Origin of the sequence: Mesorhizobium sp. M7A.T.Ca.US.000.02.2.1 (genome assembly GCF_003996995.1) — a bacterium.
Classification (GTDB): Bacteria; Pseudomonadota; Alphaproteobacteria; order Rhizobiales; family Rhizobiaceae; genus Mesorhizobium.
Genome location: NZ_RZTT01000053.1, coordinates 1 through 21,768, shown reverse-complemented (window position 1 = coordinate 21,768; position 21,768 = coordinate 1). Strand labels below are relative to the sequence as shown.

Here is a 21,768-nt window from a genome sequence, read left to right as displayed (position 1 = left end):
GGGTCAGGACTTAAGGCCGGGTAAAAATTCCGGCCACCGATGCGGAAGCGACGTCGATGAGTCCCTGGAGTCGCTTAGTCCGGGTTTTTAATGTGTTGCATTAGGAATTTGGTTCTGAGATTCGTTATTAGATTCAAGAGGGTGTAGAAAGAGGTTAAAAAATCTGGTACCGTCATGGACGGGAAATTAGGATTTGTTAACCATTCAATGGCAGCCTCTGCACAAGGCAACCACTGCTCCGGGTCCGGACGGGTCGTGAAATGGTCCGGCAGCAGAAAAGGGGAATGAAATGCGTGTTCTGCTGATAGAAGATGACAGTGCAACCGCACAAAGCATCGAACTGATGCTGAAATCGGAAAGTTTCAACGTCTACACGACCGATCTCGGGGAAGAGGGCGTCGATCTAGGCAAGCTCTACGACTACGACATCATTCTCCTCGATCTCAACCTGCCTGATATGTCGGGCTACGAGGTCTTGAGAACGCTTCGCCTTTCCAAGGTCAAAACACCTATTCTCATCCTCTCCGGTATGGCCGGCATCGAGGACAAGGTGCGCGGCCTCGGCTTCGGCGCGGACGACTACATGACCAAGCCGTTCCACAAGGATGAGCTGGTTGCCCGCATTCATGCAATCGTGCGGCGCTCCAAGGGCCACGCCCAGTCGGTTATCACCACCGGCGACCTGGTGGTCAACCTCGATGCCAAGACTGTCGAAGTCGGCGGCCAGCGCGTGCACCTGACCGGCAAGGAATACCAGATGCTGGAGTTGCTTTCGCTGCGCAAAGGCACCACGCTGACCAAGGAAATGTTCCTCAACCACCTCTATGGCGGCATGGACGAGCCTGAGTTGAAGATCATCGACGTCTTCATCTGCAAGCTGCGCAAAAAGCTCGACGCGGCATCGGGCGGTCAGAACTACATTGAAACGGTCTGGGGGCGCGGCTATGTGCTGCGCGAACCGGAAGACATTCGCGTCAGCGCCTGAGCGACGAATTGTTCGAATCTTTTCAATAAAAAACCCGGCTTCGGCCGGGTTTTTGCATCACGGGCTGGTAACGGTCTGTTTTGGGCTGCTGAGCAGGAAACCGTCACGCACTTTTTCTGGAATTGCTCAAGGGTACCGAATCAGGTGCGCTCTTCAAGGTGCGAAAGCGCTCGAGCAGCTGCGGGCGGTTGAACGGCTTCAAGAGATAGCCCTGGGCGCCGGCGCGCTTGGCCCGCATGATCGAAGCAATATCGAGCTCGACAAGGGAAATCAGGATCTGCGGCCTTATCGGGCTCTCCATGGCGCGGACGCGACGGATGAGATCGACCGCCGGTACGTCGGGCAAGGCGCCATCGACGACGATGATGTCGGGCATGTCGGCGGCGCACATCTCCAGCGCGTCAAGTCCGCTGGCGGCCTCGATGACAATCATTTCGGAGCCGCCCAGGATGCGTTTTGCAACCTTCCTGATGACGCTTGAATCGTCGACGAACATGCAGCGTTTCATTTCCGGGTCCTCTTTGCCTTCTGGCAGTCCGGTAGCGTCGGGGGCATCCAGGACGCACCATAGGCCAATCTGGTAAAGAAGCCGAAAAGGCGTTAGGTAAAATTTTTACAAATAGGCAGGTGCCTACTTTTATTCGCGAATGCTTTGGCGCTGCCTGGACGACCAGACGCATCTCAAGTCGATGAGCTGGAATTACAGATTTCAATGTAGAAATACTTCGCGCTATCGGCTGCGCAATCAGGCCGCAGAAAGCACGATTTCTTCCGGCGTCGCGTGGATCGATATCGTCATCCCGGCTTCGCGCGCCAGAAGCAGCGTGTAGTAGGGCTGCACGGAATGCGCGTCGATCGGTTCCTCCGGCTTGTGGCCGGAATGCAGTTCGAGGAATTTCGGCGGCACACGCAGCATCGGGCCAGCCGATGCAAGCGCGAAACGAGGTTCGGTCTCAAGATTTTCCAGCGTCACGGAAAGCTTGCCGCCGCGCGGAATGGCGGCATTGGCGACGAGGATCAGGTTGAGCAGCAGCTTGACCTTGTTCTTGGGCAGCAACGCGCGGGGCCCGTTCCAGGTCAGTTCCGGCTTTTCGTTCTTGAGGAAGGCGATGGCGACCGCTTCGGCATCGCCGGTATCGATCAACATGCCGGCCGAGCCGGCGGCACCGAAGGCGATGCGGGCGAACTGCAGGCGGGCCGAAGCGTTGCGGGCGCTCTGGCGGATCAGCTTCATGGCGTCCTCGTCGGCGCCGCCTTCATCAAGCAATTCGAGCCCGTTGTTGATCGCGCCGACCGGCGAGATGATATCGTGGCAGACCCGGCTGCACAAAAGCGCTGCCAGATCGGGTGCGGAAAGGGTGAACAGATCGGCCATCGGCGAAAAATCCCTGCAAAATCTCACAACTCATGGCCGGGCGATCGATCGTCGCCTGCCACACGAATCACACACTCTCTCCTCGGGCTTTCTGAATACACAGCGCCCGTGCGTGCAGCAACAAATCCAAATTGTGGTTGTGGCAAATGGCGTGTTCACGCAGGCTGCCGGCCCCACTTGAGCGACCCCAAACAGCCTTCGAACCGCCATGTTCATGTGGGAGCTTAATGGTTGAAAAAGGATTACGGCATAGTTTGCCCCTAACAGTTACCCTTAACGGCCGGCTAAAAGAGCCGTACGGGGTGCGAGGCGTCGGCGAAGGTGCTCCCTGACGGAGATTGGAAGCATGTTTTCCCGATACTACGACCGGAGCTTTCTCCGTGTCTTCTCAATGGCGGTCACGCTCCTGGGCGTTCTCGTCTTCTCGACTTCAACCCTGCGGGCCCAGGAATACACCGCTCAGGAGATTGTCGATTCCGGTCACAAGTTCTTCGGCGCGACATCAGGCGGGCTCGCCACGGTCGTCGAGAAGATTTTTGCTTCCTACGGCCTGCCCAACGGCTATCTGCTGGGCGAAGAGGGCTCGGGCGCGCTGATCGGCGGCCTGACCTATGGCGAAGGCACGCTCTACACCAAGAATGCCGGCGATCACAAAGTGTTCTGGCAAGGCCCATCGCTCGGCTGGGATTTCGGCGGCGAGGGGTCGCGGGTGATGATGCTGGTCTACAATCTCGACGATGTGGGCAGCCTTTACAACCGCTATGGCGGCGTCGCCGGTTCGGCCTATGTGGTGGCTGGTGTCGGCTTCAACGTGCTGAAGAACAACAATGTGGTTTTGGTGCCGATCCGCACCGGTGTCGGTGCCCGGCTTGGCGTCAATCTCGGCTATCTGAAGCTTACCGAGCGCGCCACCTGGAATCCGTTCTAAGCTGAAGTCCTTGGCTGTCGTTGCCCAAAACCGGGACCGCTTTTGGATCGACATGCATTAAACTCGTGGCGTTGCGGCAAACCCTTGCCGCAACGCTGGATTTCCGCCATGTCAACGTGGCACAGTCAAAGCGCTCTAGACGCTTTTGGTTTATCTGGTTTGATGCTTACCGGCCACAACGGGTAGTCACTTGGTCCAGTCGGTCCTGTTCTTCGTCCTCGGCTTTCTCTGCGCTGGCTTTCTGGCGCTCATGGTGGCTCCGGCCATATGGCGTCGTGCGGTCACGCTTACACGCAAACGCGTCGAATCCTCGATCCCTCTGACGCAAACCGAAATCCAGGCGGACAAGGATCGCATCCGCGCCGAATACGCCATGACGACGCGCCGCCTGGAAATCAGCGTCAAGGCGTTGCGAGAGAAGGCGGCCGAACAACTCGTCGAGATCAATCGCGGTCGCGAGGCCATGAAGGGCCTGGCGGTCGAGCGGACGGACAAGAACCAGGCGCTGACCGATCTGGGCGCGAAGAACGAAGCGCTGCGTCAACGAGAGGGCGAGTTGCAGCAGCTTTCGGAGCGGCTGAAGGAAACCGAACGCAAGCTGGAGAAGCGTGCACTTGAGCTGCAAAAGCTGGAGCGCATGTATGACGACGCCAGTTTTTCCTCGAGCAGCCGACAGATCGAGCTCGTGGCGCGAGAGTCCGAAATGCAGAAACTCGCCAGTGACATTGCGATGCTGCGCGGCCAGCGCAAGGAAGCCGACAGGCGCGGCCAGGAAATCGCGGCCGAAAGCAAGGCCGCGCGGGAGGCCCTGAAAGCCGAGAAGAAAAGGACCGCCGAGCTCGACAAGAAGGTCGAGCGGCTGCTGGCCACACTTGCCGATCGCGAAGACAAACTCGACCGCCGCGAAAAGGAACTGGTACGCATGCGCGAAAGATCGAAATCCGAAGACAGCGCGCCAGCCTTGCGGCTGGTCGGCAAGGGCGGCGATGTCGCCAGGAGTGATGATTTGGACAAGGCAATCGCCAAGCTCGACAGTGACCGTGAGCAGCTCGAGGCGAGGCTGACGGCGCTGGCGCGCGAGAACAAGCGGCTGAAGGCCGACCTCACCGCACTGGCCGCGTCCAAGGCCACGGACAGCAGCTCCGCCTTGCGCGAGCAGATGAACGCGCTGGCGGCGGAGGTCGTCCATCTGACGGCGAAGCTCGAGGGGCCTGGTTCGCCGATCGCCAAGGCATTGGCGGTACCGTCGGACGCCCGCTCCGGCAACGGTGACCGCAGTCTTGCCGACCGCGTGCGCGCGCTGCAGAAGGCTGACGCGACAAGCTGAATCAGGCCTCCTTAGAGCATTTCACCGTTTCACGGAAACGGCGAAATGCCCTAACTCTTTGCTTTGACGCAATTCTGGACGGAAAACCGCTTCACACTTTCCTAGAATTGCTCTGGCCGAAAAATGATGCAGCGCAATGGCTGAAGCCGCGGCGACATTCAGGCTGTCGAAGCCTTCCGCCATGGTGATCCGCACGTCGTGCAGGCTTGCGAGCAGGTCGTCCGGCAAGCCTTCGCCCTCGGTGCCGAGATAGAGCGCCAGGCGCTTGCTGCGCTGCGCATCGCGGATGTCGGTCTTCCCGCGTGGCGACAGCGCGAATTGATCGAAGCCACGTCGGGCGAGCATCGTCGTGAAGCCGGCGGTGTCGGAGAACGATGCGAAAGGGATCTTGAGCGCGGCGCCGACCGAAACGCGGATCGCCTTACGATAGAGCGGGTCGCAGCATGTCGCATCCAGCAGGACCGCGTCAGCGCCAAAGGCGGCGGCATTGCGGAAGATCGAGCCCACATTGTCATGGTTGGCGATGCCGACGAGCACCACGACCAGCGCCCGAGGCGGCAAGCCGTCGAGCAGGTCTTCGGCCGGCTGCGGCTCTCCCTTGCGGCCAATGGCCAGGATGCCGCGATGCATATGAAATCCGGCGATAGCGTCCATCACCGCGCTGGTGGCGACATAGACCGGGAGGTCGGCGGGCGCCTTGGTCAGGATGTTGTCGAGACCTGCCAGCCGGTTTTCCAGGACCAGGATCGATTCGGCGGCAAAGCGCCCGGTCGAGAGCAGCAGGTCGAGCACCACCTTGCCTTCGGCGACGAAGCGGCCTTGCCGGCCGGCGAGGTCACGCTCGCGAATGTCGAGATAGGCAACGACGCGCGGATCTTGCGGGTCGTCGATGCGAATGGGATCCATGCATTCCTCGCGACCGTCGCATCGGCCCGAAAATCCGGACCGCTTCCCGGCGCTCACCTGGTTTGGAAAGCACGATGCGACGATTCGGGACAATCAGCCAGCTTTATGCGCCCCGGATGGGCGCATGTCGCTCTGAAAACGCCGGCGAGATCGGCGCTATGTGGTCAGGTTCCAGCACGGCGCAAACGGTGCGCCATCTGGGACAGATCATCCTTGCCGCTGCCGAAAATGCCGTCCAGCATGACAAGCAGTTCTCGCACGGCGTCGGATTTGCAGGAGTAGTAGATCATCTGCCGGTCGCGGCGGGTCTCGACTAGGTCGAGCGCCCGCAACTTGGCGAGGTGCTGGGACAGGGCGGATTGGCTGAGCATCACCTTCTCGGCAATGGCTCCAACCGACATCTCACCTTCGGCGAGGTAGCTCATGATCAACAGTCGCTTCTCATTGCCCATCAGCATGAGAAACTCTGCCGCCGATTCGGCGTTCACGATTAGCTTTGTCGAGACCATCGATCCCCCATGCTTCCTGTTCATCCCGACGCCATGGGGGCAATGGCGTCTGATTCCATAAATTCACTTGTCGATCGGCGCTGGCGATTCAGCGTCACCAAAAGGTAGAGCATTTCACTTAAATCTCAAGTGTTGCTTTTGGTCCAGCATAATTAAGTCTCCGTCCCGGCGTCGACAATGGCTCGGCCGGCCTTGGCCATATCGACCAGAACGTGCCGCAATTCGCCTGCCGCAGCCAAAGGTTGTGGGTAGAAGACCCGGCAAACATCGTCGCCAGACACCAGGTCCATGCCATCGGCATCGAATCCGGCAACACGCCAGCCGTTTCCGGATACTTTCGCGAAATGCTGTGCGTAGACGGCGATCGCGTCGAGATGGTCGGCGTTCATGTGGTCGATGGCCGATTGTTCGCGCGCCGCGAGTTCCTCGACGATCGGTCCGCTGGTGAGCAAATCCGATCGATCGAGGTGGTAGGCCTTGCCGAAGCCGCCGTTGAGGCTGGCGCGTTGCGGACCGAGGCGAAAGATCGAAAAGTCGCCGAGACCGGCGTAAAGTTTCGCCTTGGGATTGTGATTGAGATAGCGGCGCACGACGCGGGCGTGTTCGGCAGATCCGCGCTCAAGCCGTGCTGCCTGGCAGATCAATGTCAGGCGCGGGTGCGCCAGCGGGTCGCCCTTGCCCGGTTCGCCGAGCAACAGGGAACAGCGCGGATCGGCAAGCAGGGCGCCGGTGTGCGCCGAAAGCATCGACACCAGGATCAGCGGCGCGCCATCGATGTCGGTGGCCACGCCGACCCTGCTGGCCAGCGGCGAGCCGGTTTGCGGTTCGATCACCGCCAGGGCGCCAAAGCGGGCGCTGCGCAGAAGCGTCTTCGCCAGCCGGACCGCTTCGGCGTCCGTCTCGCGGATCACGTCCTTTTTCGGCTCGTCCAAGGCAGCACCGCAGTAAGTTGATCTTTCTTCTCTAGTTATCGTTATCGGTCAGCAAGCCGGATTTGACAAGGCCGTCGATCTCGGCTTTCGCAAAGCCGAAACGTGCCAGAATTGCCGATGGCGACAAATCCTCATTGCCTGGCATAGTGGCCAATGTCGGTTGCGAGCTCGAGAAACGCGGCGCGGGGGCCGGGCGCTCAAATGCACCTGTCGTCACAGAGGCGTTGCGTGCCCGATTGTGCGGGTGGTGCTTCGCCTCTTGCAGCGACAGGACGGGGGCCACGCAGGCATCGGTCTGGGCAAACAGCAGGTCCCAGTCGTCGCGCGCTTTCTGCCGGATCCGATCGGCAATGGCGGCGCGCATCGGCGGCCACAGTGCCTTGTCGTACTGGCCGGACGCAAAGCGCTCGTCGAGCGGCAGCAGCCTGGCGAATTCGGCGAAGAATTGCGGCTCGAGGCAGCCGATGGCGATGTGCCCGCCATCCGACGTCTCATAGGTGTCGTAGAACGGGGCGCCGGAATCGAGCAGGTTCGCGCCGCGCGTGTCGCTCCATAAGCCGGCCGCCGTCAAGGCCTGCAGGGGCAGCGCTAGCATTGAGGCGCCGTCGACCATCGCGGCGTCGATGACTTCACCCTTGCCCGTGCGCGAACGTTGGAACAGGGCTGCCAGCACGCCGGCAATCAGCATCATGGCGCCACCGCCATAGTCGGCGACAAGGTTGAGCGGCGGGACGGGACGGCCGTCGGCATGGCCGATGGCGTGCAGCACGCCGCTATAGGCGAGGTAGGTGATGTCGTGGCCGGCGCGGCCGGCGAGCGGACCGTCCTGACCGAAGCCGGTCATACGGCCGTAGATCAGCGCCGGGTTGCGCGCCAGCACCGTTTCGGGGCCGAGGCCAAGCCGTTCCATGACACCCGGGCGAAACCCTTCGAGCAACATGTCCGCCTTTTCGGCAAGGCGCAGCAACAGATCGGTGCCTTCACGGCGCTTCAGGTCGAGGCGCAGGAGGGCGCGGCCATGGCGGTCGATGTTGTACTCATCCGGCAGCGACAGGAGCTCGCTCGTCCCCGTCCGTTCGATGCGCAACACTTGCGCGCCCATCTCCGACAGCATCAGGCCCGCCAGCGGCACCGGTCCGAGTCCGGCCATCTCGATCACCTTCAGCCCGGTCAGCGGACCGGTTTTAGCGGCAGCGGACAGGCCGGCGTTCATGACCTTCTATTTCGGCGCCATGCGGATGGCGCCATCGAGACGAATGGTCTCGCCGTTCAACATCTGGTTCTCGATGATGTGCAGGGCGAGAGCGGCATATTCGGACGGTTCGCCCAGGCGCGACGGGAAAGGCACGGCGGCGCCTAGAGAATCCTGAACCTCTTGCGGCATGCCGGCCATCATCGGCGTCTTGAAGATGCCGGGCGCGATGGTGCAGACGCGGATGCCGGAACGGGCAAGGTCGCGCGCCACCGGCAGCGTCATGCCGACGACGCCGCCCTTGGATGCCGCATAGGCGGCCTGGCCGATCTGGCCATCATAGGCGGCAACCGAAGCGGTGTTGACGATGACGCCGCGCTCGCCGCCCTGCAGCGGCTCGAGCTTCGACGCGCGCTCGGCGGCGAGGCGGATCATGTTGAACGTACCGATCAGATTGACCTCGATCACCTTGCGATACTGATCAAGGGGATGGGGACCATCCTTGCCGATCGTCTTCACGCCGATGGCGATGCCGGCGCAGTTGACCAGGATCCGCGGCTCGCCAAGCTTGGCGGCTACGTCGGCGAGCGCAGCGGTTCCGCTGTCGGCGCTGCTGACGTCGCACCTGGACGGCAATACCACCGATCTCGGCCGCGACCTTGGCGGCGCGGTCAATACCCACGTCGAAGATGGCGACGCGCGCGCCCTTGGCGGCCAGCGCGCGCGCCGTTGCCTCGCCAAGGCCGGAGCCGCCGCCGGTGACGATCGCGATCTGGCCGTTGGGGTTCATGACGTCATCCTTTGATCTCAGGAACAGTGGGACGGATCAGGCGCCAGATCGACGGGAAAGGTCAAGCCATCGCGGCGACAGGATCGGCCACCCTGGCCTGATCGGCGTGGCAGACCTCGCCCAAGAGCCTGGCGACCGCGCCCGGCGCGATCTCGTGCGACAGCAGCCGGTCGAGATCGACGGGGCGCGGCATCGAAATCTGGCCGCGCGGAATCCGCTTGAAACCGAGCGGCCCGTAGTAGGGTTCGTCACCCACCAGCATGACAGCGGGCGCGCCGGCCTTGGCGGCGGCCTCCAGCGCGATCGCCACCAACCGGCGGCCGATGCCGAGATTCTTGAAGGCCGGCCGCACCGCGAGCGGCCCGAGCATTAGCGCGCGGCCGGCACCGGCGGCGATGCGGGTCATGCGCACCGAGGCGACGACGATGTCGCCATCGACGGCGACAAAGGACAGCGAACGCTCGTGCCCTCCGGCCTCACGAATCTTGTAGGCGGCCAGCACAAAGCGGCCCGGCCCGAAGGCTTCGTCATTGATGGCTTCGATCTCGGGGTCGTGCGCCGGGGTTTCCGGCAGGTATTTCACGTCGGCAAGGCTCATGGTCTTTGCGTTCCGGTAAGGAGGAAAGGTTGCTGCAAACGGCAGCATTCGCCAGTCAGCGCTTCATCAAGCGCGGGCGCCGTTTCGTCGTCGGTCAAACCGGATCAAAGCAAAATCGAACATGCGGATTGTCCGCTAGCATCAATTTCCCGCCGCTGCAATCGGCCGTTTTGTTCGTCATTTCCGCCAAGTGACGGTCTGTTCAGCACCTGACGTCTTCGACAGGGCAGCCTTGCGCCTACATCAACCAACAGGACGCAAGGAGATTTGTATGGGAATGCTGGTCGAAGGAAGGTGGCAGGACCGCTGGTACGATACAGCGGACAATGGTGGCAGGTTCGTGCGGACGCAGTCGCAATGGCGCGACTGGGTCACCGTTGACGGGGCGCCTGCCGAAGGCCGGACACGTGGTTTCAAGGCCGAGCCCGGCCGCTATCACCTCTATGTCTCGCTTGCCTGTCCGTGGGCCCACCGGACGTTGATCTTTCGCGCGCTGAAGAAGCTGGAAGGCGTCATATCGGTGTCGGTGGTGCATCATTTCATGGGCGCCAACGGCTGGACGTTCGTGGCTGAGGACGGCGCCACGGGCGACATGCTCTATGGCCTCGACTTCCTGCACCAGATCTATGCCAAGGCCGATCCCGCCTATTCGGGCAGGGTGACTGTGCCGGTGCTGTGGGACAAAAAGGAGCAGACCATCGTCTCCAACGAGTCTTCCGAAATCATCCGCATGCTGAATTCAGCCTTCGACGAATGGGGCGACGCCAGCCTCGATTTCTATCCGAAGGCATTGCGCGGCGAGATCGATCGCATCAATGCGCTGGTCTATCCCGCGGTCAACAACGGCGTCTATCGCGCCGGCTTCGCCACCACGCAACGTGCCTATGAAGAGGCGTTCGGTGAAGTGTTCACAGCGCTGGATACGCTGGAGGAGCGGCTGTCGAAGCAGCGCTATCTCGTCGGTGGTCCTATCACCGAAGCCGACTGGCGGCTGTTCACCACGCTGGTGCGCTTCGATCCGGTTTATGTCGGCCATTTCAAATGCAATCTGCGCCGTATCGCCGACTACCCGAACCTGTCCAACTATCTGCGTGATCTCTACCAGATGCCTGGTGTGGCCGGGACGGTGAACCTGCTTCACATCAAGGCGCATTATTACGGCAGCCACCAGACGATCAATCCGACGCGGATTGTGCCTGTCGGACCGGAACTGGATTATGGCGCGCCACACGACCGGGCGCGGTTCGAGAAAGCGGCGGCCTGATCTACCAGTAGGGCGAGGGCTGCTCGCCGTCAAAAACCTCGGCGATCCGGCGCAGCGTCGCGGGCGTCGTGCCCTGCGGCAAGCGGTCGAGCGGGAAGAAGCCGGCTTCGGCGATTTCGTGATCCGGCCGCTTCGGCGCCGTCTGGCTGAAATGCTCGAGCAAATAAAAGCCGACATGGTCGCGGCGGCTGGAGCGGCGGTTGAAATGCATCGATTTGAACACCGGCGGGGCGGTGAGAGCGATGTTGCCTTCCTCGGCCAGTTCACGGGCCAGTGCCTCGTTCATCGTCTCGCCGACTTCGACGCCGCCGCCGGGCAGCTGCCAGCCTGGTACGTAGGTATGGCGAATGAGGAAGACGGACTTGGACGCCCTGTCGTGGATCAGGCCGCGCACGCCAAGCGTCATCGGCCTCCGCAGCACGAAATAGAGATGGAACAGCCTGGCCCTCAAACCTGGCCAGCCGGTCTGGCGGACGGCATCTTCAGGGCTCGTCATTGATAGCGAAACCGTGGGTGGAAAGCCGCGCGCGCGTCGCCTATGAAGGTTGTATGTTCAGGCTCGCGCATATTTCCGATGTCCATCTGGGGCCGCTCCCCGATGTATCCTATCGCGATCTCGCCTCCAAGCGCGTGCTCGGCTATGTCAACTGGCAGCGCAACCGCCGCCGCCATATGCATGATGCGGTCATCGACACGATCGTCGCCGACATCAAGGCGAACACGCCTGACCACCTCGCCGTCACCGGCGACCTGGTCAATCTGGCGCTCGACGGCGAGATCGAGATGGCCAGGCACTGGCTGGAGACGCTGGGACCGGCGCACGATGTTTCGGTCGTTCCGGGCAACCACGACGCCTATGTGCCAGGCGCCTTCGACAAGGTCTGCCGATCCTGGGCGGCGTGGATGAGCGGCGACGGTGTCAACACGCCGGTCGATCGTAACGCATTTCCCTATCTGCGCGTGCGCGGCAACGTCGCGCTGATCGGTGTCTCGACGGCGCGCGCCACGGCACCCTTCATGGCCAATGGTTTCTTCATGGAAGGCCAAGCGAAGCGGCTCGGCAAAATCCTTGGGGATACCGCCGGACAGGGGCTGTTCCGCGTCATCATGATCCATCATCCGCCGGTGCGCGGCGCGGTCCCGCAGCACAAGCGGCTGTTCGGCATTGCCCGCTTCAACAAGATCATTCGTCGCCACGGCGCCGACCTTGTGCTGCACGGCCATTCGCATCTGCCGTCGCTGTTCTTCATAGGCGGTCGCGGCGTCAGGATCCCGGCGGTCGGTGTCGCTGCCGCCGGCCAGGCGCCGGGCGGCAAGAACCCGGCGGCGCAGTACAATCTGTTCGACATTGACGGCGAGACGGGCAATTGGCGGATCCGGCTGACACGGCGCGGCCTGACCGGGCCGTCCATACCGCCATCCGATCTGCAGACGGTGGAGCTTGGCGCCGAGGCCGCTATGGCCGCAAATTGACAACCATGGCCACGATGCGGTCCCAGAACAGGACGACCGACACCACAAGGCCGACCAGTGCGCCGGCAGCGACCAGGCCAAGCCCGGACAGAAGGGCCGACCAGCGTTTGCCGCGCTCCGCTGCGCGCAGCGGCGGTTCGGCTTCCGGCACATAGGCACGTTTCAGGCCGGCGACGGCGGGTTCGACGCCGCCTTCCAGCATCCTCTGACGCTCGACGATGCGCTCGGCGACATAGCGCGTCACGGAATCGGCAACCGGCTTCATCTCGGTGGATTCGGCAAGCACCACTCGGCCGATACGGGTGTCCTTGAGGAAGCGATAGGTCCGGCGGTCGCGCCCCATGGCGACATGGCTGATGGCGTCGATCCACAGGCGCGGCTGCAAGCCGGACGAGACGACAAAGTCGAAATTGTCCATATCGGCCGGAACATCGGCAAAAACCGGTGCCAGTTCGGCGGCGAGCAGATCGAGACGCATGCGATGCGCCTCGCGCATGTCGACGACGACGTCGTCGCGGTCGGCGAAGGCATTTTTGACATCACGGATGGCATCGGACAGTTTCTTGGACTGGTCGATGGTCTTCTCGCCTGCTTCCTTCATCGGCGTCCGCCTCGTAGGTTTGGTTAACACCGGGTTAACACAGCCGCCGGCAAAATGCACTGGCGAGATCGACGGCCCCGGGGTGTCCAGGAAGGTTGTCGTGCGCGAAAAAGGTCAGCTGGCTGCGGCGGCGAATTTCTGGCGGTGTGGCCTGGCGCGACGATTGGTGTTCCGGCGAATGATCTCGGCAACAAGGTCGGGGGCTTCCTCAGCCAGCATATGGCCGGCCTCCAGCACGTGGTGCACGTGAAAATGCGCCGGCAGGTCATCCGCCTGGGTAAAGGGCAGCACCGCATCGCTGATTCCCCATGCCACCATCACCGGCATGTTCAGTCCATCGAGGCGATCGTGCGGGATGACGCCTTGCCGACCGTCCACGGTCATGGCGGCTGCGATCTCGACGAGCTTTTCGAGTTGGCCGGGTCGCCTGCGCATTTCCCAAAGGGTGTCCACCGTATGTTCGAGCGGCGGGGCTGAAGGTCCCGACATGACGGCGAGGCAGGAGCGGATCTCGGACCGATCCGCGGCTTCGGCATAGCGGCGCAACAGCGGTCCATTGATTTCTGGGCCAAGGCCGCCCGGCGCCAGAAGCGTCAGCGAGGCTATCTTTTCGGGCTCGGCCAGCGCCATCAGCGCCGCCACGGCACCGCCCATCGAGTGGCCCACGAGATGAACGCGCTTCAGGCGACGCTCCGAGAGATCGGCGAGCACGGCCTTGGCCGCCACCCTGGCCGGACCGGCGGCGGGAAAATCGAGCGATATCCCATGCCCAGGCAGATCATAGGCCAGCGTATGCGTGGAAGGCGTCAGGGCGGAAATCACCTCGCGCCATACACCATGGCAGCCGCCGAAACCGTGCAGCAGGACAATGGCCTTCGAGCCAACACCCTCTTCGGCGGCAAAAAGTGATGCGGTCATGAAAGCTGATTTTTTGTTATTGCAGAATGCGCGACACCCAATGGTGGCTGAATTGCTCCTAGTCCAACGTGATGACCAGTAAAATTTTCGCGATTTGTACGGTTGTGTACAGAACCTGGCGACCAATCGGCGATCGGAGCGCAGGAAATCCATCGGGACGCGGCACAGCCAGTGCGCGGACGTCGATGGTGTCAGCTTTGGCTGCCGAGCCCGGCAGCCCGGAGTGCCTGGACCAGCCGGTCGGTCAGGTCGGCCGGATATTTCCGCTCGACGAAAGTCGCCCGCGGATCGGCGGCAAATTTGGGGAACTCGGTGGTCAGTTGTTTCAGCAGCGTGCTCACCAGATGATCCTGCCCGGCAGCCTTGGCGCCGATCAGCCGCGCCGCCAGATAGTGTGATTTCGTCGCCGTCGTTCTCAGGGCCATGCTGGCTGCGACTGCCTTGTTCATGTCGCCGAGCATGAGCTCACCGACGAACAGCCCATAATCCCACCATGTCGGGTGCCCGCTAAAGGTCTCCGCCGCATGATCAAGGATCGGCGTTCCCTCAACATATCGTCCGGCGAAGATCAGCCCGTAGCCGTAAGCGGCGGCCATGCCGAGATCGTAGGGGTTGAGTTCATAGGCCTTGCGCATCCAGCGGATCGCTTCGTCCGTATTGCCGAGGCGCGAACTGACATAGCCGTAGGAGCGATGGGCATAAGGGCTGGTCGGACCCATCTGCACGCCGCGATGGGCAAACTCGACGGCTGTTTCAATCGTCGCGTTGGGCGGATAGGCGTAATGATCGGACACCGCCTCGAGATGCAGGGAAGCAAGTTCCGAATAGACGAGCGAGGACTTGGTTCCACCATTGGCCAGCTTCTCGAGGCAACGATAGGCTGCCTCATGGGTCCTGGCGTTCTGGTCGAGGTAATATTTGCCGTTGAGCAGCAGGCATTGCGTCAGACCGTTTGGCGTGCCGGTCTGCTCGATATAGTTGTAGATGGTGCCGGAGGCGGGGAGTGCCGAGCTCAGCATGTCGGCGATACGGTCTTCGACCGCTGCAGGTGCGCTGTCGGCGGGGGTGAGATTGCGCGATAGAAGCACCCGTCCGGACGCCATGCTTTGCAGTTCTATGGTGATGTCGCCCGCGTCCGGTCCAGATAGGACGTCGAATATGAAGCTCGTCGCGTCGTCGGCCGGATCGCCGACAGTGTCGCGGCCGATGAAGTCGATCGTATCGAAGCCACTCAGGCCGGCGCGCAGCGATGCGGCGACACGGCTGGCGTCGGGGCCGTCAGCCTTCAGTCCGATATAGACTTGCGGCAGGGCGTCAGCCCTTGCCGGTGCCGTGATGCTTGCGGTTGCGCCAGCGATCTCCGGCGTTGCCGAGATGTCGCCGCCTGCCAGCAAGGCAGTGCTGCCCTGCCGAAGGATCAGTACGCCCAGCATGGCGATGACCAGGGCGATCGCCATCCAGAAAAAGCGGAGATGGCGCGCCACCGAGGGAGCCGGCGAAGATGGTACGGAAGCCAGAGACATCGCGTCCAGCATGCCCGTGCCGGCTTCGTTCGACTGATCGGCGGATGCGGCGCCGTCCAGCCTGAGTTCGGGAACAGCCTCGGCAATATCGGGCAGGCGGATCGCGTTCAATTCATAGGCTGGAACATAGCCGCCGCGCGGAATGGCGATGCGGACCGGCTCGGCAATTCCCTCATTGGCAAAATAGTGCTGCAGAAGCTCGCGCAGCCTGCCTGCCTGCACACGCACCACGGCATCGGTGGACGGATCGAAGTCGCCGTCCTTGCCGAAAACATCCATGGCAATGGAAAAGCCCTTGAGCCTGTCGGCTTCGCCGGCCTGTTCACGTTCGACAAGATAACGCAGCAGCTTGCGCGCGCGTTCGGATCGGCCGAACGTTTGGCTGGCAAGCAGTCGCTCCAGTGTCTCGCGCACTGCGGGGGCGGCAGGCGTGGCATGCTGCAAGTGTCGATCCTCTCGAAGTCGGCACAGGTTGAGGCGCGATCATATAGGTCCCGCACCACCACACAAGTATACACCCCGTTATGCGATCACGTACCCACCGGATAATTCCGCGGTGGTTAATGGCCCGAAAGATCGGAACCGTCACCAGTTTGGGTGGGTTCCGATCTTTGTTCCCGTCGGGCGTCAGCCGGCTTTTTTACCGACGATACGGTTCGCGGCAGACATCACCGCCTCCAGTGAGGCGGCGACGATGTTGGTGTTGATGCCGGCGCCGAACAGCTTGCCGCCGGGATATTCCATCTCGACATACGAAATGGCCGACGCGTTCGAGCCGCGCTGCATCGAGTGCTCGGAATAGTCGAGCACCGACATCTCGACGCCGACATGGCGCGACAGCGCATTGACGAAACCATCGATCGGGCCGGTACCCGTGCCTGTAATCGTCACTTCCTTGCCGTCGTCGAGGATGACCGCCTCGACGACGCGCCGGCCCTTGATCTCGGTGCTGGGATAGGTGTGGTGATCGAGGAATTTCAGCCGCGCGCCGGGCTGGTCGACATAGGTCTCGATAAAGCGCTCGTAGATGCGTCTGGCCGGCACTTCCTTGCCCTCGGCATCGGTGATCGCCTGGATTTCCTGGCTGAACTCGATCTGCAGATTGCGCGGCAGGTTGAGGCCGTAATCGGCCTGCAGCACATAGGCGATGCCGCCCTTGCCGGACTGCGAATTGATGCGGATGATGGCTTCGTAGCTGCGTCCGACATCGGCCGGGTCGATCGGCAGATAGGGCACTTCCCACAGGCTCGTATTGGCCTTCTTCAGCGCCTTCATGCCCTTGTTGATGGCATCCTGGTGCGAACCGGAAAAGGCAGTGTAGACGAGTTCGCCGACATAGGGGTGGCGCTCGGGGATCTTCAACTGGTTCGAGTATTCGTAGACGTCCTTCATCCGGTTGATGTCGGAGCAGTCGATCAACGGATCGACACCTTGCGTGTACATGTTCAGCGCCAGCGTGACGATGTCGACATTGCCGGTGCGCTCGCCATTGCCGAACAGCGTACCTTCGACACGGTCGGCGCCGGCCATCAGGCCGAGCTCGGTGGTGGCTATGCCGGTGCCGCGGTCATTGTGCGGATGCAGCGAGACCAGCAGGTTTTCCCGGTTGTCGAGGTTGCGGCACATCCACTCGATGCGATCGGCATAGATGTTGGGGGTCGACATCTCGACCGTCGAGGGCAGGTTGATGATCAGCTTGTTGTCCGCCGTCGGCCTAACGATCTCGGTGACGGCGTTGCAGATCTCCAGCGCCACTTCCAGCTCGGTGCCGGTAAAGCTCTCCGGCGAATACTCGAAACGAAAGCCTCCGCCGGCCTTGGCCGCCATGTCGGTGATCATCTTGGCGGCGTCGGTGGCGATGCGCTTGATGCCGCCGACGTCCTTTTCGAAGACGACGCGACGCTGCAGCTCGCTGGTCGAATTGTAGAAATGGACGATCGGGTTGGTGGCGCCCTTCAGCGCCTCGAAGGTGCGGGTGATCAGCTCCGGCCGGCACTGCACCAGCACCTGCAGCGAGACATCGGCGGGCACGTTGCCTTCCTCGATGCACCAGCGGGCAAAGTCGAAATCGGTCTGCGATGCCGACGGGAAGCCGATCTCGATCTCCTTGAAGCCCATGTCGAGCAGCAGGCCGAACATGCGTGCCTTGCGCTCATGGCCCATCGGATCGATCAGCGCCTGGTTGCCGTCGCGCAGGTCGACCGAGCACCAGATCGGCGCCTTGTCGATCACCTTCGAAGGCCAGGTCCGGTCGGTGAGGCCGACGGTCGGATAGGGCTGATATTTGCGAGCCGCGTCGGGCATCCCTTTGGCCGAATCCGTGTCGGCTACCGCGGGATCGGAGCGGATTTCTTCTCGTGCGTTCATCGTCGTTTCTCCCGGCGGCTCATGGATCCACCTTCGGTGGATTGATGGCGAGCGGCGCCTTACCAGAATTTCGTTCGCTTGATGTGATTGCCAAGGAGCATGCGCTTGCGCGGCGGTTCGACCGCCGGGCGCTCCTTCAGCGAACCCGGCGATCGCCGATAAGGCCGAGAAGAAGCAGGGTCGAAGCCAGCGCGCGCACGGTCTCGCCGGAAAAACCGGTCGGACGGGAAGCGTTGGTGGCGCGCGTGTTCATGGCGGTTCTCTTACAGGAGCGGCTTGTGAGAGGCAAGTGGGGGCCGCGTGGCGGGCCGTGATCTGTCGGATGTTGTCCCGAACATGCGCGCTCTTCCCCACGCGCGGCAAATGCGCCAGACTCGGGCATCGACAGGGTTTCGATGCCCCTGTCGCGGGAGGGGTCGTCCATGAATTTCGTGTTCTTCTCGCCGCATTTTCCCGCCAACGGCGCGGATTTCTGCGACCGCTTGAAGAAGGCCGGGGCCAGGGTGCTCGGTATCGGCGACGCGCCCTATGACGCGCTCGACGCCAAGCTGAAAGCAGCCCTTTCGGAATATTATCGCGTCGCCAACATGGAGGACTACGATCCGGTGTTTCGGGCGATGGGGCATTTCGTCCACAAATGGGGCCGTATCGACCGTTTTGAATCGCTCAACGAACATTGGCTTGAGCTGGAAGCCAACATACGCACCGACTTCAACATCTACGGCACCAAGCTCGATTTCGTGAAGAACCTGAAGCGCAAGAGCCGCATGCGTGCCTTCTTCCGCAAGAGCGGCGTCGACACCATCGCGCAGCGCAAATGCTCCGACCGTGCCGGGGCCATGACTTTCATCCGGCGCGTCGGCTACCCCGTCGTGGTCAAGCCCGACAGCGGTTCCGGCGCATCGAACACCTTCAAGATCTCCAACGCCAAAGAGCTCGACCAGTTCTTCCGGGACAAGCCCGAGGACGTGACCTTCGTCATGGAGCAGTTCATCGAGGGGCTGGTGGTGACCTTCGACGGGCTGGTCAACCGCGACGGCGAGGTGGTGCTGGCGGCCAGCCACCGCTACGACCAGAGCGTCATGGAGGTGGTCAACAAGGACCGCCATATGAGCTACACCTGCTTTCCCAGGATCAGCCCGGCGGTCGAGGAGGCCGGCCGCAAGATCCTGAAAGCATTCGACGTACGCGAACGCTTCTTCCACATCGAGCTGTTCGAGACCAAGGACGACCGGGTCATCGCGCTGGAGGTCAACATGCGCCCGCCCGGCGCCTGGATGACCGATGCCATTAACTACACGTTCGACATCGACGTCTACGCGGCATGGGCCGACATGGTGGTCAGGGATGCCGCCGGCGGCCCTTACGAGGGGAAGTATTTCACCGCCTATGCCAGCCGCAAGCGGCGCCTCCACTATTTGCACAGCCATGAGGACGTGCTAGCCGCGCAGCGCGATAAGATCGTCCACCATCAGGCCATCGAAGAGGTTTTCAGCCGCGCCATGGGAAATTACGCCTACCAGATGCGCTCGAAGGACGAAGCAGCGTTGCGTGCAGCGGTCGCGTACATCCACGCGGAAAAGGCGTAAGGCGATGGACATTTCCTATCACAAGAATTTCTCGAGCCAGCTCGGCCGCGACATGGAATACAAGCGCTACGGCCATGCCGGCCGGCCGGTGGTGGTGTTCCCGACCTCGCAGGGCCGGTTCTACCAGCTCGAGGATTCCGGCGGGGTGGGCGCACTGGCCGAATTCATCGACACCGGCCGCATCCAGCTGTTCACGGTCGACGGCGTCGATTCTGAATCCTTCTTCGACAAGCATGCCGACGCCGCCCACCGCATCGCCCGCCACGAGGCCTATTTCCGCTATGTGCGCGAGGAGGCGCTGCCGGACTTCCTGTCCACAGCCGAGCAGGCCAATGGCGGGCGCAAGCTGAAGCCGCTGTTCTCGGGCTGTTCGATGGGCGGCTATCACTCGTCGAACTTCGTCTTCCGCTTTCCTGAACTCGCCAGCGGCGTCATTGCCCTGTCGGGCGTCTATTCGGCGCGCGACTTCTTCGGCAAAGCGCTCGAGGGCGACATTTTCTACAACTCGCCGCTCGACTATCTGCCCGGCATCGTCGATCCCAAACTGCTGGCCCGGCTGAAGGCGCTCAGGCTGATCTTCTGCTGCGGCCAGGGCGCCTGGGAAGAGCGGATGTTGGTCGAGACGCGCAAGTTGGAACAGATCCTGCGCGACAAATCCATTCCCGCCTGGGTCGATTACTGGGGCGGCGATGTCAGCCACGACTGGCCGTGGTGGCACAAGCAACTGGTCTATTTCTTCGGCCGTTGGCTGGATGAGGACCTGATGCACAGGCTCGACTGACAGCGGGGCTCGTCCGCTGACAGCTACCCTTCCTGGCCTGCCGGCAGAGCGACGGTCTCGTGTTCCGACGCCGATCCGCGACGCAGGCCAAGGAAGACGACGATGGCGGTCATGACGGTGATTGCCGCCAGCACGATCAGCAACCTGTCGAACGCCGCCTCGTAGGCCTGGACCAGAACAATGGCTCCAGCCTGGGGCAGATGTTGTGCTGCTTCGCCGAGATTGCCGGTCACCAGCAGTTGGGCTGCCGCTGCTGCCTGCGTCGAAGATGCCGTTCCCTGTGCGGCGAGATGCGCGGCGGTAAAGCCGGAAAGGGTCGCCATGACGATCGCCAGCGCCACGCCCTCGCAAGCGACGCGGGTGGTGTTGAAGATGCCGACCGCCATGCCGGCGCGCTCTCTCGGCACGACACTGACGGCGAGCCCGTCCATCAATCCCCAGGGCAAAGCGATGCCGACGCCGATCAGCATCAGCGGCGCCACCAGCGCACTATCGACCGGTGGTGTCAGGCTCAGCCAGACAAGCCCGGCGGCAGCGACGAGCAGGCCGACGCCGCAGATCGTGGCCGGCGCGATCCAGCGCGCCAGCTGTCCGGCGAGCATCGGCAGGATCAGCAGCGGGCCTGATAGGCAGATCATCAATTGCCCGGCCTTGATCTCGCTCATGCCCTCGATGCCGACGAAGCGGATCGGCAACAGGACGAGCAGGACGACAAAGGCGTAAGCGGGTGCCGCAGCCAGAAACTGGACGCCGACGAAGCGGGGATAGGCAAACAGCGTGAGGTCAAGCATCGGCCGTTGTGCTCGCCGCTCGACAAAGACGAAGGCGACAAAACAGATGACAGAAGCGGCCAGAAGGGTGACGACAAGGGGATCGGCCCAGCCGCTCTGTGGAGCCTGGAGTGCGCCATAGGTCAGCGACGCGAGCGCGATCGTGAAAGTGCCGGCTCCCGCCCAGTCGAGGCCAGTCGCATCCGGGTCTCGCGATTCCCTGATGGTCCGCAGGCCGAGCATTGCGGCGGCAATCGCGAGTGCTGCAACCAGAAGAAAGATCGACCGCCAGCCGAATGCAGAGATGAGCAGGCCCGACGCGATCGGGCCGAAGGCGAGGCCGATACCGAAACTGGTGCCGAGAAAGCTGAAGGCGCGCAGCCGCAACGGCCCTTCGAATTCCTGGGCAAGTGCCGAGGCGCCTCCAGCGAAGGCGGCCGCACTGCCGATACCCTGCGCGGCCCGGAAAATGTCGAACCAGATGATGTCTGGCGCCAGCATCGCGCCCAGCGACGCCAGGACATAGAGGGAGAGGCCGACGAGAAAGAGGCGCTTGCGCCCATGATTGTCGGCCAGAGCGCCCGACGCCATCAGGGTGGCGCCGAAGGTCAGCATAAAGGCGTTTGTCACCCAGTTGAGCTCGATCGGACTGCCGCCGAGATCGGCCGCGATGCGGGAGAGTGCGACGGCCGGACCGGTGAAGGTCAAGGGCATCGTCATCGCGGCAAGGCACACGGACAAGAGCACGAGCCATCTCTCGGCAGAGCCGGTTGTGATCCTGGAAGTCATGGATTTCCCTATCTGAAACAGCACTCGCCGGTGGCCCGCGCGATTGCGGAGCCGGTCGTGATGACAAGATAGGTCGTCGGCATTTCAGGAAAAATGGTGTTATATCTCCTGGCATATCGGACTGAAACGCTCGAATGGAATGACGCAATGG

Annotated in this window: 21 protein-coding genes and 1 pseudogene; 8 read left to right on the top strand and 14 right to left on the bottom strand. The window is 62.3% G+C overall.

Translation table 11 applies throughout. The features are described from left to right. Positions 1 to 289: 289 nt before the first annotated feature. Entirely contained in the window at positions 290 to 985 is a 696-nt protein-coding gene (ctrA, locus tag EOD15_RS07840) for a cell cycle two-component system response regulator CtrA (protein WP_006203583.1), read from the top strand. 103 nt (positions 986 to 1,088) lie between these two features. Here the strand turns inward: ctrA and EOD15_RS07835 are convergent, their stop codons facing one another. Together EOD15_RS07835 and EOD15_RS07830 are read right to left on the bottom strand one after the other, a co-directional pair. Continuing rightward, a complete protein-coding gene (locus EOD15_RS07835; RefSeq protein WP_127268016.1) occupies positions 1,089 to 1,493 on the bottom strand; it encodes a response regulator in 405 nt (134 codons plus the stop codon). 237 nt (positions 1,494 to 1,730) lie between these two features. After that, a complete protein-coding gene (locus EOD15_RS07830) occupies positions 1,731 to 2,360 on the bottom strand; it encodes a histidine phosphotransferase family protein (RefSeq protein ID WP_024504504.1) in 630 nt (209 codons plus the stop codon). 391 nt (positions 2,361 to 2,751) lie between these two features. Here EOD15_RS07830 and EOD15_RS07825 point away from each other — a divergent pair, with 391 nt between their 5' ends. Together EOD15_RS07825 and EOD15_RS07820 are read left to right on the top strand one after the other, a co-directional pair. Beyond that, positions 2,752 to 3,288 carry an EipA family protein gene (locus EOD15_RS07825; RefSeq protein ID WP_245463604.1) on the top strand — a complete coding sequence of 179 codons (537 nt, stop codon included), beginning with the start codon at positions 2,752 to 2,754 and terminating at the stop codon, positions 3,286 to 3,288. Between the two features lie 190 nt (positions 3,289 to 3,478). Beyond that, on the top strand, positions 3,479 to 4,615 hold the full coding sequence (locus tag EOD15_RS07820; protein WP_127317837.1) for a hypothetical protein: 1,137 nt from the start codon (positions 3,479 to 3,481) through the stop codon (positions 4,613 to 4,615). 21 nt (positions 4,616 to 4,636) lie between these two features. Here EOD15_RS07820 and EOD15_RS07815 read toward each other — a convergent pair whose 3' ends face one another. From EOD15_RS07815 to EOD15_RS07790, 6 genes and pseudogenes are all read right to left on the bottom strand, one after another. Then, the gene (locus EOD15_RS07815) at positions 4,637 to 5,521 is read right to left on the bottom strand and encodes an RNA methyltransferase (RefSeq protein WP_245463603.1); all 885 of its coding nucleotides are present in this window, start codon (positions 5,519 to 5,521) and stop codon (positions 4,637 to 4,639) included. A 164-nt stretch (positions 5,522 to 5,685) separates the two neighbouring features. Beyond that, the gene (locus EOD15_RS07810; RefSeq protein ID WP_023809905.1) at positions 5,686 to 6,030 is read right to left on the bottom strand and encodes a metalloregulator ArsR/SmtB family transcription factor; all 345 of its coding nucleotides are present in this window, start codon (positions 6,028 to 6,030) and stop codon (positions 5,686 to 5,688) included. Positions 6,031 to 6,182: 152 nt separating this feature from the next. After that, the gene (locus EOD15_RS07805; RefSeq protein ID WP_127408405.1) at positions 6,183 to 6,962 is read right to left on the bottom strand and encodes a HugZ family protein; all 780 of its coding nucleotides are present in this window, start codon (positions 6,960 to 6,962) and stop codon (positions 6,183 to 6,185) included. Between the two features lie 31 nt (positions 6,963 to 6,993). Beyond that, positions 6,994 to 8,175, bottom strand: coding sequence for a CaiB/BaiF CoA-transferase family protein (locus EOD15_RS07800; protein ID WP_127317841.1), 1,182 nt, complete (start codon positions 8,173 to 8,175; stop codon positions 6,994 to 6,996). 6 nt (positions 8,176 to 8,181) lie between these two features. Next, positions 8,182 to 8,944: pseudogene (locus EOD15_RS07795) on the bottom strand (3-hydroxyacyl-CoA dehydrogenase). Between the two features lie 61 nt (positions 8,945 to 9,005). Beyond that, the gene (locus tag EOD15_RS07790; RefSeq protein ID WP_127317843.1) at positions 9,006 to 9,542 is read right to left on the bottom strand and encodes an N-acetyltransferase; all 537 of its coding nucleotides are present in this window, start codon (positions 9,540 to 9,542) and stop codon (positions 9,006 to 9,008) included. A gap of 29 nt (positions 9,543 to 9,571) precedes the next feature. Between EOD15_RS07790 and EOD15_RS35710 the strand changes: the two genes are divergently transcribed. Next, a complete protein-coding gene (locus tag EOD15_RS35710; RefSeq protein ID WP_164761545.1) occupies positions 9,572 to 9,736 on the top strand; it encodes a hypothetical protein in 165 nt (54 codons plus the stop codon). A 77-nt stretch (positions 9,737 to 9,813) separates the two neighbouring features. Beyond that, positions 9,814 to 10,806 carry a glutathione S-transferase family protein gene (locus EOD15_RS07785; protein WP_127317845.1) on the top strand — a complete coding sequence of 331 codons (993 nt, stop codon included), beginning with the start codon at positions 9,814 to 9,816 and terminating at the stop codon, positions 10,804 to 10,806. Between the two features lies 1 nt (position 10,807). Here EOD15_RS07785 and EOD15_RS07780 read toward each other — a convergent pair whose 3' ends face one another. Then, on the bottom strand, positions 10,808 to 11,302 hold the full coding sequence (locus EOD15_RS07780) for an NUDIX domain-containing protein (protein ID WP_127317847.1): 495 nt from the start codon (positions 11,300 to 11,302) through the stop codon (positions 10,808 to 10,810). Between the two features lie 53 nt (positions 11,303 to 11,355). Between EOD15_RS07780 and EOD15_RS07775 the strand changes: the two genes are divergently transcribed. After that, positions 11,356 to 12,279 (top strand): metallophosphoesterase, encoded by a 924-nt coding sequence (locus EOD15_RS07775; protein WP_127317849.1) that lies wholly within the window; start codon positions 11,356 to 11,358, stop codon positions 12,277 to 12,279. Here EOD15_RS07775 and EOD15_RS07770 read toward each other — a convergent pair. The 4 genes from EOD15_RS07770 to leuA form a co-directional block, all read right to left on the bottom strand. Next, on the bottom strand, positions 12,263 to 12,880 hold the full coding sequence (locus tag EOD15_RS07770; protein ID WP_127317851.1) for a hypothetical protein: 618 nt from the start codon (positions 12,878 to 12,880) through the stop codon (positions 12,263 to 12,265). The two genes, EOD15_RS07775 and EOD15_RS07770, sit on opposite strands and share 17 nt — an antisense overlap. Positions 12,881 to 12,994: 114 nt before the next feature. Beyond that, positions 12,995 to 13,798, bottom strand: coding sequence for an alpha/beta fold hydrolase (locus EOD15_RS07765; protein ID WP_127317855.1), 804 nt, complete (start codon positions 13,796 to 13,798; stop codon positions 12,995 to 12,997). A 191-nt stretch (positions 13,799 to 13,989) separates the two neighbouring features. Next, positions 13,990 to 15,765 (bottom strand): hypothetical protein, encoded by a 1,776-nt coding sequence (locus EOD15_RS07760; RefSeq protein WP_127317853.1) that lies wholly within the window; start codon positions 15,763 to 15,765, stop codon positions 13,990 to 13,992. 183 nt (positions 15,766 to 15,948) lie between these two features. Next, the gene (leuA, locus tag EOD15_RS07755; RefSeq protein ID WP_127408404.1) at positions 15,949 to 17,688 is read right to left on the bottom strand and encodes a 2-isopropylmalate synthase; all 1,740 of its coding nucleotides are present in this window, start codon (positions 17,686 to 17,688) and stop codon (positions 15,949 to 15,951) included. 422 nt (positions 17,689 to 18,110) lie between these two features. Between leuA and EOD15_RS07745 the strand changes: the two genes are divergently transcribed. Both EOD15_RS07745 and EOD15_RS07740 read left to right on the top strand, forming a co-directional pair. Then, a complete protein-coding gene (locus tag EOD15_RS07745; RefSeq protein WP_127271680.1) occupies positions 18,111 to 19,277 on the top strand; it encodes an ATP-grasp domain-containing protein in 1,167 nt (388 codons plus the stop codon). Positions 19,278 to 19,281: 4 nt separating this feature from the next. After that, complete coding sequence (locus tag EOD15_RS07740; RefSeq protein WP_127320725.1) at positions 19,282 to 20,058, top strand: esterase family protein; 777 nt, start codon at positions 19,282 to 19,284, stop codon at positions 20,056 to 20,058. A gap of 23 nt (positions 20,059 to 20,081) precedes the next feature. Here EOD15_RS07740 and EOD15_RS07735 read toward each other — a convergent pair whose 3' ends face one another. Continuing rightward, complete coding sequence (locus tag EOD15_RS07735) at positions 20,082 to 21,617, bottom strand: MFS transporter (RefSeq protein ID WP_127320724.1); 1,536 nt, start codon at positions 21,615 to 21,617, stop codon at positions 20,082 to 20,084. Positions 21,618 to 21,768 lie beyond the last annotated feature (151 nt).